Raw genomic sequence first — 13636 nt, forward strand, 5'->3', positions numbered from 1 at the left:
CCTCCTTGGCCTAAGCATGAATGTACAGATTCTTCGAAGAAATACTCGATTTATTCGAGATCAGGTAGACCAAAGCTTCGCGTGAAGCCTGGATACTTCGAAAAGGATCGATGGCTGCCATTTTTTGTGAGACACATTGAGAAACTAGGGGTTGGTACTATCATTCATGGCCACACCTTAGATGTCCCAACGTTAGAGCACCTTGGCACTTTAATCATGGATTTTGAACCAGATCGTGTTCGGCCATTGTATGTCCGAACAAACGCGATCAACTCTGCGACCGCAGAGCTGAACTATTTTCCGGAAGGGCAAGATGATCCAGTTTCATGTATTTTGCACAGAGACTGTAAGAACGAATTTGATCTAATCCTTAAGTGCAAGAATACGTCCAGCAAAAACTGCACTCAGGCGAATGAACCGATGAAGACAATCGAAGGTCGCTCACATGAGCAATCGTAGATTGTTGAGCCAGGCATATCGTTTCGCTCATGGCGTGGAGCAGGGTACGCAAGTCAACGGCCTGTCCAGCTATTCCGGTGGCGTGATATTGCCCCGATCCGCCACGGTGGCCCACGGCCTTCATGCAGCAAGCGTAGCCCGGGTGAGCGAAGCGACACCCGGGGTTTCGGCGTTTCCGCATATTGGTGAGCTCATGCGCGCTACCGCCCATCATACACGGATTTGAATCGCCCTCCCGCCTCCTCCCGTCTACACTCCCTCCATGTACCGCCTCACCTCTCTCACGCTCGCCGTCGCTCTCGCACTCGTTCCCCTCACCGCCTCGGCGGCTTCACACAAGAAGCACACCAAGCGCTTGCAGGGGTACGGCTTCCTGCCCGGCTATGTGCAGCCGCCGAACAATGCCGTGCCTTTGTTCAAGCAGAAACTCACGCGCGAGCAGCTCGCGCTGCTACGGCCGAAGCGGCCGTGGTACATCGATCCGACGCCGGATTATTATCGCTGGAACGGCCCGTGGAGCGGCGAATGGCGCTATCTCGGCCGCGCCGGCTTCTATCGCGGCCGTTACAACGGCGGCAGTTTCGGGCCGTGCTGGACCCAGACGCCGATCGGGCCCGTCTGGAATTGCGGGAAGTAGAGCAGTCCGTCGTCCTCATTCTGCACGCAGTGTAATTGGCCGTCGCCGATCAGTTGGCCACTCCGCCCCATTGCCTCCAACGCCCCTCCCGGGCCAATAATCCGCCATGACGCTGCACGATGTCCGACTCGCCGTTCGGCGGCTGTACGACGGCGCGACGCCGCGTGGGGTGGCGTTCCGCTACGGCCTGTTGGCGTTCGACGTCGTCACCATCCTGTTCATCGTCGGCACGTCATTTCTGCCGCCCAACCCGATTGTCGAGGCGCTCGATACCGGGTTCGGCGTGCTGATCCTGGTCGACTTCCTGGCGCGGCTCTATGCCAGCCGCAGGCCGATGCGAGAGTTCGGGCGGCTCGCGACCTGGACCGACCTGGTGGCGATCGGCTCGTTTCTGGCGCCGCTGCCCGGCGAGGGGGCCGGCTTTCTGCGGATCCTGCGCACGCTGCGCGCGTTCCAGGACTATCAGATGCTGACCCGGCTGCGCAGCGACAGCACCTTCTTCCGTCACCACGAGGAGGTGGTGATCGCGGTGGCGCGGCTGGCGGTGTTCATCTTCGTGATGACGGCGATCGTGTTCGAGACCCAGCGTTTCAGCAATCCGCAGATCGCCAACTACGCGGACGCTCTGTACTTCACCGTCACCGCGCTGACGACGACCGGGTTCGGCGACATCACCTTGCCCGGTACGCTGGGACGGATGATCAGCGTCGTGATCATGATCTTCGGTGTCACGCTGTTCTTCAATTTGGCGCGAGCGCTGATCAGCCCGAACAAGGTGAGATTCCCCTGCCCGGTGTGCGGGCTGCAGCGCCACGATGCCGATGCGGTGCATTGCAAGGCGTGCGGCACCGTGCTGAATATTCCGGATGAGGGCCGCGACTGAGCCGGTGCCGCGATCCTCGCTGCCGACAGGATCCGCCATGCTCACCCGCCGCTCCGCCTTCGCTTCACTCGCCTGCTTCGCCGCCGCTATTGCCCTGCCCGCTGCCGCGCTTGCGCAGGCTCCGGCTCAGCCGGCCGCAGCGTCTTCGGCCAAACCGGCCACGGCCGATCCCGCGGCCCTGCTGACGCGGCTCTACAAGGCGGCCGCCAAGGACAATGCCGGGAGCGCCTTCGTCAACAACGCCAAGGAGCGCGGCAAGTATCTGTCGAAGTCTCTGGCGGCGCTGTGGACCAAGGCCGAGGCCAAGGTGCCACAGGGCGAGATCGGGCCGATCGATTTCGATCCCGTGAGCAATTCGCAGGACCCGGACATCAAATCGTTCGTCATCAAGACTGAGAGCCAGGACGACGCGCGCGCGACGCTGGCGGTGGCGCTGATCGGCAGTCAGTCGCGCAAGGTCGCCGCCGACGGCGTGATCCGTTACGAGCTGGTGCGCGACGGCACATCATGGCGGATCGACGACATCCGCGGCAGTGTCGACGGTCAGGCGTGGTCGGTGCGGCAGATGCTCGATGCATCGCTGAAGAACTAATCGAAGCCGCCGGCGTTGCGCTTCGCGCCATGACGATCGTGGTGCGGTGGCGCACGCGCTTCACGCGCTTAAGGCCGTCGCCTCCGGGATTGTCCGGGTTGCGCGGCGCAGCGCGGTGTGGCCTTACCCTCCACACCATCCATCGTGGCCTGCGTCGCAACGACGCCGCGCTTGCCACCTCGCCGTCCCCTTGATTTCAACGGGGCCGGCATCACCTTGACAGCCAACGGCACACCGGCTCCTGCCGGCGCGCCGGACATTGAACACGAGGAGACGCTATGAGCGGGACCACAGCCGCGGCCAACGTGCGCGACAACAAGGCGCTGAACCGCTTCGAACTCGACGCCCATGGCGAGGTTGCATTCGCGAATTATCGCCGCACCGGCGGCCGCGTTGTCATCACCCACACCGAGACCCCGCCGCCGCTGCGCGGCCGCGGCATCGCCTCCAATCTGGTGCGCGGCGCGCTCGATCTGATCCGCGCCGAAGGCGCCAAGGTCAGCGCCGGCTGCGGCTTCGTCGCAGACTATCTCGACGCTCACCCGGAATACGCCGACCTCACCGCGTGAGGACTTGGCCGGACCGTTTGCTACGGTCCGGCGATTGCCCGCCGCCGCGCGCTGTGGCATCGGTTCCATCGCGCGCGGCCCGCCGGTCCATCCTGTGATATCCTGCGGCCGCGCTCCGCGCAGGAGCCGCCAATGACCGTGTCACCGCCGCCGGGCTTTCAACCGTTCGCCGTTCAGGACGGCTATATCGGCACCAACGGCCCGTATTACTGGCGGCAGAGCGGCGACAGCCAGCCGGAGTTTGGCTTCCTCAGCGACGATCGCCACGGCAATCCCAACGGCGTGCTGCACGGCGGTGCGCTGCTCGGCTTCCTTGATACCATTCTGGGATTCTCGGTCGTGCTGGCGGGGCAGCGGCGCTGCGCGACGGTGTCGCTCGACAGCCGCTTCATCGCCACGATCGAGCCGGGCGGCTGGATCACCGGCCGCACCACGATGAAGAAGCTGTCCCGTAGCCTCGCCTTCATCGACGCCGAAGCACTCGCCGGCGACAAGCTGCTGGTGACCACGAGCGCGGTGTTCAGGATCTTCGAGTCGTAACGCATGCGGCGCGGCTGACCAACCAAGATTCCGTGTGGGATCAGTGCTTGATCTCAGGCGGCAGCTTGCCGCCGTTGGCGACCAGCTTGCTCATTACCTGCTTGTGCAGCCAGATGTTCATCGACGCCGAGTCATTCATATCGCCGCTATAGCCGAGCTCCTTGGCGAGCTCCTTGCGGGCCGACAGGCTGGAGTCGATATCGAGCGCCTTCATCAGATCGACGATCGAAGTCCGCCATTCCAGCTTCTCGCCTTTGGCTTTGACAGCCTTGTCGAGGATCGGCCCAACGTCGACCGACGGTGCGGCCGTCGGCTGCGGTGCAGTCGGCGCCGGCGCGGTGCCTGCGCCAGCGGTCGTTGTCGGTGCCGGCGCTGGCGCGGCTGCGCCACCTGGCGCCGCAGCGGCGCTCTCGCCGAAAATCGCGCTCATGATCTTGCCGAAAATGCTCATGCTGTCTCCCCCTGTTGCGATGCCACGCATCGTCCGCATCAACGGGGTGAGGCCATCCGAGTTCCGCGCGCGGATCAGCCTGCGGCACATGCCAACACGATGGAGCGCACGCGCAGCGATCGGTCGATTAGTTCGCATTGCAGCATCGACGCTCACCAAAGCTTGAGCAACGACCGGAGCTGAGCGGCGTTAGGATACCTTCACAGGTCGCGGCAAGCTCGGGTCACAGGACCAGTTCATTCGTTGCTCTCGCGTCTGGCTCCTTCTGATCGTTCGTCTCCGCGCAAGAAGCGCCCGGCCCGCCGTTTTGGCGTAACGGCCGGTGATCACCACTGTCGAACATGGGAGGACGCTACGCATGGCTACGACCTATTCTTCTGCTCCGTCCGCCATCGCTGCGGACGAGGCCGCCCCCGCAGTCCGCCGCATCGGCTTTGCCGATCTCGGCGCCGCGCTCCGGCAAGGCTGGGAGGACTTCAAGGCGGTGCCGAGCCACGCCGTGATGCTGGTGCTGATCTATCCGGTGCTGGGCCTGGTGCTGGCGCGGCTGGTGCAAGGCTACGCGGTGCTGCCGTTGCTGTTTCCGCTCGCTGCCGGCTTCGCGCTGCTTGGCCCGTTCGCCGCGCTCGGTCTGTATGAGCTGAGCCGGCGCCGCGAACTTGGCGAACCGGCCTTCGCATCGGATGCCTTCGCGGTGCTGCGGTCACCATCGCTCGGCGCAATGCTGGGCTTCGGCGCGATCCTGCTGGCGCTGTTTCTGGTGTGGCTCGCGGCGGCGCAGGCGATCTACGTCGCGCTGTTCGGCTATGCGCCGGCGGCTGCGATCCCCGACTTCGCCCGGCGCGTGATGACCACGCCGGAAGGCTGGAGCCTGATCCTGGTCGGCTGCGGCGTGGGATTCCTGTTTGCGCTGGCGGCGCTGTGCCTCAGCGTGGTGGCGTTCCCGATGATGCTGGACCGGCATGCCGGGATCGGCGACGCGATGGCCACCTCGCTCCGGGTGGTCGCGGTCAACCCGCTGCCGATCGCCGCCTGGGGCGTCATCGTCGCGCTGCTGCTGGTTGTGGGCTCGGTGCCGGCCTTCCTCGGGCTCGCGGTGGTGATCCCGCTGCTCGGCCATGCCACCTGGCATCTGTACCGCAAGGCGGTCGAGCCGAACCCCAATCCGCCGCGGTTGCCCCCGCCCAGCCCGCTCAAGCGGTCGGCCGCTGATTTCCCGGCCAACCTGCTGCAATGGAAGCGCAACGGGACCTGAGCCGACTCATCGGCAAGCTCCCCACCTCGGCCGCCGATCGTTCTCAGAGGTCGGCGGCCGTTTTGTGCATTGCGGCAGATCAAATCCCTCGATTCGCCATGAATACTCATTCACGACCTCCGTATTTATGCGTATAATGCATGGGAACGGACCAGATTGTCCGAAGGTCTTAACTCGGACGGCGGAGCTGACCAGCACTAGATTTCCGGTGAGACGTTTTAAAAGGCGGAGAGCGGAGCAAGATTGCGCTGAAAATGCACTATATTTCAGCTCGAAAGCCCCCGAGGCGGGAGATCAGCTGGTCCCCCGCCCCAAGCTGCGAGCAGATCTCGGAGGCCGAGCCGGCGCAGAAGGGTTAATCATTCCTTCCCGACGGTATGCATCCACGGATTAGCTGCGGTGCAGCATTTACGCTGCTGGTTTTGCGACTCGTCGCCTATATTCCTCTCGACGCTTCGGTTCTTCCGAAGAACTGAATCGTGGACAAGGAGACCATCCCATGCTGCTTTCGCTCATCCGCGCGATCCGCGCGTTCCGGGACTACCAGCGCAACGTCGCTGAGCTGTCCCAGCTCAGCGATCGCGAACTGGCCGACATCGGACTTGACCGTTCGGACATCCCGCGCGTCGCTTCGGGTCACTACAACGGCTGACCCGACCGCCTGTTTCTGCCTTCTACGGCCAACGCCCGCCTCCTGGCGGGCGTTGTCGTTTGTGGAGAAGAGTCGCGCAGTTTCGCAGCGTCGCAAACGGGATTTGACCCGCGACCGAAACAAGCTAGCTGTAGCCGATGACCAGCAGCACACCCTCCGCCTCACCCGTCGTTCACGTCATCGGCGCCGGCCTCGCCGGCTCGGAAGCCGCTTGGCAAATCGCCCGCGCTGGGGTGCGTGTCGTGCTGCATGAGATGCGGCCGGTCCGTACCACTGAGGCCCACAAGACCGATGGCCTTGCCGAGCTGGTGTGCTCGAATTCGTTCCGCTCCGACGATGCCGCCAACAACGCGGTCGGGCTGCTGCATGCCGAGATGCGCAAGCTCGGCTCGTTGATCATGCAGGCGGCCGATGCCAACCAGGTGCCGGCCGGCGGTGCGCTGGCGGTCGACCGCGACGGCTTTTCGGCCGCGGTCACCAAGGCGCTGGCGGAGCATCCGCTGATCGAGATCTGCCGCGAAGAGATCGATGGCCTGCCGCCGGAGGAATGGGCCAGCGTTGTGGTCGCGACCGGCCCGCTGACGTCGGCGCCGCTCGCCGACGCGATCCGCAGCCTCACCGACGAGACTGCGCTGGCGTTCTTCGACGCGATCGCGCCGATCGTGCACCGCGACTCGATCGACATGTCGGTGGCGTGGTTTCAGTCCCGCTACGACAAGGTCGGCCCCGGCGGTACCGGCGCCGACTATCTGAATTGCCCGATGACCCGCGAGCAGTACGACGCCTTCGTCGACGCGCTGATCGAGGGGGAGAAGGTCGACTTCAAGGACTGGGAAAAGGACACGCCGTATTTCGACGGCTGCCTGCCGATCGAAGTAATGGCCGAGCGCGGCCGCGAGACGCTGCGCCACGGCCCGATGAAGCCGGTCGGCCTGACCAACCCGCACAACCCGAGGGTCAAGCCCTACGCCATCGTGCAGCTCCGGCAGGACAACAAGCTGGGCACGCTGTACAACATGGTCGGCTTCCAAACCAAGTTGAAGCACGGCGCGCAACTGCGTGTTTTCCGCACCATTCCGGGGCTCGAAAACGCTGAGTTTGCAAGGCTTGGCGGCCTGCATCGCAACACGTTTCTGAACTCGCCAAAACTGCTCGACGAAAGCCTCCGGCTGCGCGCGGCGCCCCGGCTGCGGTTCGCTGGTCAGATGACCGGCTGCGAGGGCTACGTCGAATCCGCCAGCGTCGGGTTGTTCGCCGGCTTGGCCGCAGCAGCCGATCTGCTCGGAGCGCCGCTGGCTCCGCCGCCGCCGACCACGGCGCTCGGCGCCCTGCTCGGCCACATCACCGGCGGCCACATCGAGACCATCGATGCCGGCCCGCGCTCGTTTCAGCCGATGAACATCAACTTCGGCCTGTTCCCGCCGCTCGCCAACCCGCCGACCAAAGGACCGGACGGCAAGCGCCTGCGCGGTCCGGAGAAGTCGGTCGCCAAGAAGCAGGCCCTCAGCGCCCGCGCCCTCGCCGACATCGACAGCTGGATCGCCGCGCACCTGAAGCTGCCGAAGGCGGCGTAGTCTTTAATCGCGCCGTGTCTGAAGGCGCACAAGTCTTCTCGGTCATTGCGAGCGAAGCGAAGCAATCCAGAGCTCCATGCACAGCGCTGGATTGCTTCGTCGCTTCGCTCCTCGCAATGACGCGGAGAGGTCTGTAGCTTGTACTTGGTCGGAGAGCGGTCCGTTACATACGAAACAGCTTGCTCCGGCCCGCTCGCCACAGCGTCCATAACGTCGCCAAGCGCGAGCGCTCGAACGGCGTGAACGGATCGCGTTCCGGGGACGCCAGCCGGTCGAGATCGCGGCGCGCAAGCGCAAGCGACAGGAGGGCGGGCCGTACCGAAGCCGGCAGCTCGGTCAGCTCCTGCAGCGCCTGATCGAGATGCTTGCGGGCATCCGCGATGACATCGGCCAGCGCGGCTTTCAGCGCCGGGCCCGATTGGCCGCCGAACACCTGCTCCAAGTCGCAGCCGTGCCGCTGCAGCACGTCGTTCGGCAGATACAGTTGGCGACGGGCGGAATCATAAGGCAGCCGCGCCACGATGCGCGCGACTCCAACCACGACGCCGGCGTGCCGTGCAATGTGATCGATCGCTTCGGCATTCTGCCCGCTAGTCTGCCCAAGAACCCGCGCTCCGAGCGCAAGAAGCGCCCCGTCGGTCTCCGCCAGATGCGGCTCGAGCACGGTCCAGTCGGGCATCGGGTCGTTATACAGGTCGAAGATGTGCGCCTCGATCAGCCGCGTCAGCGGTTCGGTCGGCAGCTCGTGCTCGGCGATCGCCCGGGTCAGCTCGGCCGCGACCGGATTGCCTTCGGCGCCGCCATGCGCCGACCCGGCAAGCAGATCGGTCCACCATTGCAGCCGGACCTCGCCCGGCAGCGGCTGGCTGACCTGACTGCGAACCCGCACGATCTCGGCATTGAAGGCAGCGAGCGCCAGCAGCGCCCGGCGTTTCTCGGGTGGGACGAACAGCGTCGCCGCATAGCGGTCGAAGTCGGCCTCGCGCACCAAATTGGCGCAGAACGCAGCAGCGCCCTTGTCGGCCGTCTCGCTCATGGCACCGCGATCAGCGCAGCGGCGACCCGCCGCCGCTCGCCGATCATGATGTTGTAGGTGCGGATCGCCGGACCGGTCTGCATGGTGTCGAGCACGATGTTGACGCCGCGCAGCGCCTCGCGCAGTTGCCGCGGCGCGATCCACACATCGGCACCGGTGCCGACGATCAGCGTGTCGATCGCGTGGGCGTTGTCGAACACGCGCTGCAGACTGTAGCGGTCGATCTGCTCCGGCTTGGTCACGTCCCAGCCCCACACCGCATCGGGCAGAAACAGCAGCGATCCCTGATGCGACATGTCGGCGAAGTAGAACCCGCCTTTGCCATAGGCGTCGACCGCGGCCATGCGGGGAAAGTGCGGAAACTCGGAGCGCTGCGCCACGAGCTAGCGTCCTGCGTCGAGCGTTGGCGTCATGCGGCGGCACCCTACAGGTTTGCGCCGCTCGGCACCGAGCGGCGACAGCGCGTCAATGCGGTGGCACGTCAACGGTTCAAACAAGCTGACCGGGTCTGCCTCTTCCCAGCAGCCCTGCCCGCCTGACTTACCGCTTCTTCGGCTTACCGGCCTTGGCCGGCTTGGCGGCCGGTGCGGCCGGCTCCGGATCGACGAACCGCGCCGGAACCTCTTCGGCCGCGGGCGGCGCGACCGGCTCGGGCTTCGCCGGCTTTTCAGCCGGCTCGTCGAGCCGATGGGTGCCGACGCCGAGATAGATCAGGATCGGTGCCGCGATGAAGATCGAGGTGTAGGTGCCGACCAGCACCACGCCGAACATCATCACCGCCGTGAACGAGTGGATCGCATGGCCGCCGAACAGCAGCAGCGCAAGCAGAGCCAGCGTCACGGTGACGTGGGTGATGATCGAGCGCGACAGCGTCGAGTTGATCGACTCGTTGAGCAGCTGCGGCATCGGCATCTTCTTGTAGCGCCGCAGCATCTCGCGGATACGGTCGTAGATCACGACGGTGTCGTTCAGCGAGTAGCCGAGAATCGTCAGCAGCGCCGCGATCGAGGTCAGGTCGAAGTCGACCTGACTGATCGACATGAAGCCGATCGTCAGCACGATATCGTGGACGTTGGCGATCATCGCGCCGAGCGCGAACTGCCATTCGAACCGGAACCAGAGATAGACCAGGATGCCCAGGATCGCGACCATCAGGCCAAGCATGCCGAACGCGAGCAGCTCGCTCGAGACGCGCGGGCCGACCACTTCGACGCGGCGGTAGTCGACCGAGTCGCCGAGCGCAGCGCGCACCTTCTGCACCGCCGCCTGCTGCGCCTGGTCGCCGCCGGGCTGCTCGGCGATACGGATCAGCACTTCGGCCGGACCGCCGAACTGCTGCAGCTGCACGTCTCCGAGATTGAGCTTGCTCAGCGTGTCGCGCATGCCCGCGATATCGGCCGCACCGGAATGAGCGCGGACCTCGAGCAGCGTGCCGCCGCGGAAGTCGATGCCGAAATTCAGCCCGTGGGTGAAGAACAGCGTGATCGCGGCGATCGACAGCACCGCCGAGATCGGGAAGCTGATGCGGCGGAAGCGGGTGAAGTCGAAGTGGGTGTTGTCGGGAACGATGCGCAGCGACGGCAGCCAGCCGAAGATGCTGACGACCGTCAGCACCGCAATCAGAACGCCCAGCCCGACCAAAATCCAGTGTGTCACGTGTGGCTCTCTCGGATTCGATGCGTCAGATCGGCACGTGGTGCGGCCGCTTCCAGCGCACCCAGGTCGCGACGATCAGTCGGGTCAAAGTGAAGGCGGTAAACACCGTGGTGATGATGCCGATACCAAGCGTCACCGCGAAACCGCGCACCGGACCGGTGCCGATATAGAACAGCACGGCGGCGGCGATGAAGGTGGTGATGTTGGAGTCGAGAATCGTCGCCAGCGCGCGTTTGAAGCCGGCGTCGATCGCCGAGATCGCGTTTCGGCCTGCACGAATCTCCTCGCGGATGCGCTCGTAGATCAGCACGTTACTGTCGACCGCGATGCCGACCGTAAGCACGATGCCGGCGATGCCGGGCAGTGTCAGGGTGGCGTTGAGCAACGACAGAATGCCGAAGATCATCGCCACGTTGACCGCCACCGCGAGGTTGGCAAACACGCCGAACAGCCGGTAGGTCAGCAGCATGAACACGATGACGAGGATCGAGCCGACATAGGCGGCGCGTTCGCCCTTCTCGATCGAGTCCTGGCCAAGGCCCGGACCGACGGTGCGTTCTTCAATGATCGTCAGCGGCGCCGGCAGTGCGCCGGCGCGCAGCAGGATCGCCAAGTCGTTGGCGCCCTGCACCGTGAAGCTGCCGGAGATCTGACCTGAGCCGCCGGTGATCGGCTCGCGGATCACCGGAGCAGAAATCACCTCGTTGTCGAGCACGATGGCAAACGGCAGGCCGACGTTCTCGGTGGTGGCGCGGGCGAATTTGCGGGCTCCGTTGGTGTTGAAGCGGAACGAGACGATCGGCTCGCCGGTGCGCTGGTCGAAGCCGGGCTGCGCGTCGGTGAGATCGGCGCCCGACACCAGCACCTGCTTCTTGATCACGTAAGGCTGCTTCGGGGACGACGCGCTCATCAGCAATTCGGAATCCGGCGGCACGTTGCCGCCCATCGCCTGGTCGCCCGAGACCGAGCTGTCGACCATGCGGAAGTCGAGCTTGGCGGTCTTGCCGAGCAGCTCCTTCAGCCGGGTCGGATCCTGCAGACCGGGCACTTGCACCAGGATGCGGTCGGCGCCCTGACGCTGGATCAACGGCTCGACGGTACCGAGTTCGTTGACGCGACGTTCGACGATCTGAATCGACTGGTCGACCGACTGACGGACGCGGTCGGCGATCGCGGCCTGCGGCACCGTCAGGCGGATCAGGCCGCCGCCGGCGTCGGAGACTTCGAGGCTACGCTGGCCGTTGGATCCGAGCAGACCGCCGAGCGGCTGCGACAGCTCACGCAGCTTGGCGAGCGCGGCCGGAACATCCGTATCCTTGCTGATCCGGACCTCGACCGAGTCCCCCTTGGTCGCAAGACCGGTATAGGCGATCCGGGCTTCGCGCAGCACCCGGCGGGCGTCGTCACGAACCGAATCGAGCTTGTCCTTCTTCACCGAATTGGCGTCGACCTCGAGCAGGATGTGCGAGCCACCCTGCAGGTCGAGGCCGAGCACCAGATGTCGCTGCGCCCATTTCGGCCAGCTCTTGACGGTGCTCTCGGGGAAGAAATTGGGAACGGCGCAAAGGCACACTGCCAGCGCCGTCAGGATGATCGCCAGCGCCTTCCACCGTGAGATATAAAGCATCGAGTTGTCCCGTCAGAAACCGAAAGAGGCGGCGCGTCGAAGCATCAGCTCGACGCAGTGTCGTCCTTCGCCGGCTCGGCCTTGTCGCCCTCGGTCTTGGCCGGAGCGTCCTTGTCCTTCTTGCCCTTGGCCTTGCCGTTGGCTTCGGGAGCATCCTTGACCGGTTCGCCCTTGCTGCGGACGCCGGTGATCATCTGGCGCATCTGGCGTGCGCGAATCCCATCCGCAAGTTCGAACTCGACGGTATCATCGTCGATCACCTTGGTGACCTTGCCGACCAGACCACCCGAGGTGATGATGGTGTCGCCGCGGCGAATGTTCTTCACCATCTCGGCGTGCTCTTTGACCTTCTTCTGCTGCGGGCGCAGGATCAGGAAATACATGATGACAAAGATCAGCGCGAACGGCAGCAGCGACATGATCATGCTGTTGGCGTCGCCGCCGGCGGCAGCAGCCTGGGCGTAAGCGGGCGTAACGAACATTCGGATTCCCCGTGAAAGCAAGCGAGCCGGCCCGGCGCGGAAGCGTCGGCCGGGGGGCGCAAATTCGCGCGGACTATAACCGCCGCGGTCCCAATTGCAACGCTGCCACCCGCCTCATAGCGCTCCCATTTCCGTGGGTTGCCGGGGGTGACATGGCCCGATATGGCTGCGGCATAAGGAAGTGCAAGCATGGCCAAAAAGACAAAATCCCGCCCCGCCAAAGCCGCCCCGAAGTCCGCCGCCCGCAAGCCCGCCCGTACAGCGGCGGCAAAGCGCCGCCCATCGGGGACATCCCCCGGCGCGCCCCTCGACGGCGCATTGCTGGAGCGGATCGCCACCGCCCTGGAGGGCATTTCCGCCCACCTGGCGGGCACTTCCGCCGCCCCGGCCGATGCCGCGTTGAATTCGGCCGATGCGTTCATCTGGCAGCCCGAGGGGCGTCTCGCACCGGTTCCCCGGGTCAGCCGGGTCGATCTGTCGCTGCTGCAGGGCGTCGACCGGATGCGCGACACGCTGATCGAAAATACCGAGCGCTTCGCGACCGGCCTGCCCGCCAACAACGCGCTGTTGTGGGGCGCGCGCGGGATGGGCAAATCGTCGCTGGTCAAAGCCGCTCACGCGCATGTCAACGCACGGCCCGACGTCGCCGGCCAGCTGAAGCTGATCGAGATTCACCGCGAGGACATCGAGAGCCTGCCGGCGCTGATGACGCTGCTGCGCGCCTCGGACTACCGCTTCATCGTGTTCTGCGACGACCTGTCGTTCGACGGCAACGACGCCTCCTACAAATCGCTCAAAGCGGTGCTCGAAGGCGGCATCGAGGGCCGGCCCGACAACGTGATTCTCTACGCGACCTCCAATCGACGGCATCTGCTGGCGCGCGAAATGGTCGAGAACGAGCGGTCGACCGCGATCAATCCCGGCGAGGCGGTCGAGGAGAAGGTGTCGCTGTCGGATCGGTTCGGGCTTTGGCTCGGGTTCCACAAGTGCAGCCAGGACGAATTCCTGGCGATGGTGCGTGGCTACTGTGCGCACTTCGGAATCACGATCGACGACGAGCAGCTCGAGCGCGAAGCATTGGAATGGTCGACCACCCGCGGCTCCCGCTCCGGCCGCGTCGCCTGGCAGTTCGTGCAGGATCTCGCCGGCCGTCTCAAGGTGCGGCTCGGAACCAAGTAACTGCTTTCACGAGTCCGGTTCGATCAACAGTCGAACCGGACTCG

At 64.9% G+C, this 13636-nt stretch carries 15 protein-coding genes; 9 read left to right on the top strand and 6 right to left on the bottom strand.

Annotated features, from left to right (window positions below):
* Nucleotides 1-721 precede the first annotated feature (721 nt).
* From VRZ08_RS01505 to VRZ08_RS01525, 5 genes are all read left to right on the top strand, one after another.
* Nucleotides 722-1096 (top strand): hypothetical protein, encoded by a 375-nt coding sequence (locus tag VRZ08_RS01505; protein WP_414531363.1) that lies wholly within the window; start codon nt 722-724, stop codon nt 1094-1096.
* Nucleotides 1097-1202: 106 nt separating this feature from the next.
* Nucleotides 1203-1979: an ion transporter gene (locus VRZ08_RS01510; RefSeq protein WP_414531364.1), complete on the top strand. Its 777-nt coding sequence runs from the start codon at nt 1203-1205 to the stop codon at nt 1977-1979.
* A gap of 37 nt (nt 1980-2016) precedes the next feature.
* On the top strand, nt 2017-2571 hold the full coding sequence (locus VRZ08_RS01515) for a DUF3828 domain-containing protein (protein WP_414531365.1): 555 nt from the start codon (nt 2017-2019) through the stop codon (nt 2569-2571).
* 278 nt (nt 2572-2849) lie between these two features.
* Nucleotides 2850-3140, top strand: coding sequence for a GNAT family N-acetyltransferase (locus VRZ08_RS01520; RefSeq protein ID WP_107355737.1), 291 nt, complete (start codon nt 2850-2852; stop codon nt 3138-3140).
* A 132-nt stretch (nt 3141-3272) separates the two neighbouring features.
* Nucleotides 3273-3680, top strand: a complete 408-nt coding sequence (locus tag VRZ08_RS01525; RefSeq protein ID WP_107344732.1) for a PaaI family thioesterase — start codon at nt 3273-3275, stop codon at nt 3678-3680.
* Nucleotides 3681-3720: 40 nt separating this feature from the next.
* Here VRZ08_RS01525 and VRZ08_RS01530 read toward each other — a convergent pair whose 3' ends face one another.
* Nucleotides 3721-4131, bottom strand: coding sequence for a DUF3597 domain-containing protein (locus tag VRZ08_RS01530; RefSeq protein WP_414531366.1), 411 nt, complete (start codon nt 4129-4131; stop codon nt 3721-3723).
* Between the two features lie 358 nt (nt 4132-4489).
* On the opposite strand from VRZ08_RS01530, the gene VRZ08_RS01535 reads away from it, so the two are divergent.
* The 3 genes from VRZ08_RS01535 (at nt 4490) to trmFO (ending at nt 7612) form a co-directional block, all read left to right on the top strand.
* On the top strand, nt 4490-5386 hold the full coding sequence (locus VRZ08_RS01535; RefSeq protein ID WP_414531367.1) for a DUF2189 domain-containing protein: 897 nt from the start codon (nt 4490-4492) through the stop codon (nt 5384-5386).
* Nucleotides 5387-5885: 499 nt separating this feature from the next.
* Complete coding sequence (locus VRZ08_RS01540) at nt 5886-6038, top strand: DUF1127 domain-containing protein (RefSeq protein WP_012496279.1); 153 nt, start codon at nt 5886-5888, stop codon at nt 6036-6038.
* A 137-nt stretch (nt 6039-6175) separates the two neighbouring features.
* The gene (gene trmFO, locus VRZ08_RS01545) at nt 6176-7612 is read left to right on the top strand and encodes a methylenetetrahydrofolate--tRNA-(uracil(54)-C(5))-methyltransferase (FADH(2)-oxidizing) TrmFO (RefSeq protein ID WP_414531368.1); all 1437 of its coding nucleotides are present in this window, start codon (nt 6176-6178) and stop codon (nt 7610-7612) included.
* Between the two features lie 163 nt (nt 7613-7775).
* On the opposite strand, the gene VRZ08_RS01550 is transcribed toward trmFO, so the two are convergent.
* From VRZ08_RS01550 to yajC, 5 genes are all read right to left on the bottom strand, one after another.
* A complete protein-coding gene (locus tag VRZ08_RS01550) occupies nt 7776-8648 on the bottom strand; it encodes a phytoene/squalene synthase family protein (RefSeq protein ID WP_414531369.1) in 873 nt (290 codons plus the stop codon).
* The gene (locus VRZ08_RS01555) at nt 8645-9028 is read right to left on the bottom strand and encodes an Mth938-like domain-containing protein (RefSeq protein ID WP_414531370.1); all 384 of its coding nucleotides are present in this window, start codon (nt 9026-9028) and stop codon (nt 8645-8647) included. Before VRZ08_RS01555 ends, VRZ08_RS01550 begins: the two co-directional genes overlap by 4 nt.
* Nucleotides 9029-9188: 160 nt before the next feature.
* On the bottom strand, nt 9189-10304 hold the full coding sequence (secF, locus tag VRZ08_RS01560) for a protein translocase subunit SecF (protein WP_264073575.1): 1116 nt from the start codon (nt 10302-10304) through the stop codon (nt 9189-9191).
* A gap of 25 nt (nt 10305-10329) precedes the next feature.
* Nucleotides 10330-11931: a protein translocase subunit SecD gene (gene secD / locus VRZ08_RS01565; protein ID WP_107344739.1), complete on the bottom strand. Its 1602-nt coding sequence runs from the start codon at nt 11929-11931 to the stop codon at nt 10330-10332.
* 44 nt (nt 11932-11975) lie between these two features.
* Nucleotides 11976-12413: a preprotein translocase subunit YajC gene (gene yajC, locus VRZ08_RS01570; protein ID WP_414531371.1), complete on the bottom strand. Its 438-nt coding sequence runs from the start codon at nt 12411-12413 to the stop codon at nt 11976-11978.
* Between the two features lie 189 nt (nt 12414-12602).
* Here yajC and VRZ08_RS01575 point away from each other — a divergent pair, with 189 nt between their 5' ends.
* A complete protein-coding gene (locus tag VRZ08_RS01575) occupies nt 12603-13592 on the top strand; it encodes an ATP-binding protein (RefSeq protein ID WP_107355839.1) in 990 nt (329 codons plus the stop codon).
* Nucleotides 13593-13636 lie beyond the last annotated feature (44 nt).

Source organism: Rhodopseudomonas sp. G2_2311 (assembly GCF_047501505.1).
Lineage (GTDB): Bacteria > Pseudomonadota > Alphaproteobacteria > Rhizobiales > Xanthobacteraceae > Rhodopseudomonas > Rhodopseudomonas palustris_H.